This window comes from Streptomyces sp. NPDC058664, assembly GCF_042716635.1.
Classification (GTDB): Bacteria; Actinomycetota; Actinomycetes; order Streptomycetales; family Streptomycetaceae; genus Streptomyces.
In genome coordinates, this window is the sequence record NZ_JBHXRW010000259.1 from 1 (window position 1) to 1,040 (window position 1,040).

1 protein-coding gene is annotated in these 1,040 nt (G+C 68.7%); it reads left to right on the plus strand.

Annotated features, from left to right (window positions below):
- A partial coding sequence (locus ACFWUY_RS41995; RefSeq protein ID WP_384122451.1) for a transglutaminase family protein occupies positions 1 to 1,040 on the plus strand: 1,040 nt, incomplete at both ends.

The window sequence follows — 1,040 nt, forward strand, 5'->3', positions numbered from 1 at the left end:
GGCCAGGCTCGCCCGGCTGAGCACCGAATCCTTCGACGTGGACGGCACCCACGGCGGCACCGGCGGCGGCAACCACATCACCCTCGGCGGGGTGACGCCAGCACGTTCGCCGATGCTGCGCCGCCCCGACCTGCTGGTCTCCATGCTCACCTACTGGCAGCGTCACCCCGCGCTGTCGTACCTGTTCGCGGGTCGTTTCGTCGGCCCTACCTCCCAGGCGCCCCGCGCCGACGAAGGCCGCGAAGGCGCGCTCTACGAACTGGAGATCGCCTTCGCCGAGGTTGCCAGGCTGTCCGCGCAAACCGCGGGACCGACCCCGTACGAAATCCAGTCGGCCCCTTGGCATATCGACCGTGCACTGCGGCACCTGCTCACCGATCTCACCGGCAACACCCACCGAGCCGAGTTCTGCATCGACAAGCTGTACAGCCCCGATTCCGCGCGTGGCCGACTCGGACTGCTGGAGCTGCGTGGTTTCGAGATGCCGCCACATTTCCAGATGGCGATGGTGCAGTCGCTGCTGGTGCGCGGCCTGGTCGCGATGTTCTGGGACAAGCCGTTGCGGGCGCCGCTGATCCGCCACGGCGCGAACCTGCACGGCCGCTACCTGCTCCCGCACTTCCTGATGAACGACATCGCCGAAGTGGCCGCCGACCTGCGCGCGGCGGGCGTCGACTTCGACACCGCCTGGCTCGACCCCTTCACCGAATTCCGCTTCCCCCGCATCGGCACCGCCATGATCGGTGAGGCGGAGCTGGAACTGCGCGGCGCGATCGAACCGTGGCTCACCCTCGGCGAACAAACCACCGGCCAGGGCACCGCTCGCTACGTCGACTCCTCGGTGGAACGCCTCCAGGTGCGCCTGGTCGGCGCCGACCGTGGCCGCTACGTCCTGACCTGCAACGGCATGCCCGTCCCATTGCTGGCCACCGACAAATCCGATGTCCAGGTGGCAGGCGTGCGCTACCGCGCCTGGCAGCCCCCGAACTCCCTGCATCCCTCGATCACCGTCGACGCACCCCTGGTGTTCGACCTGGTAG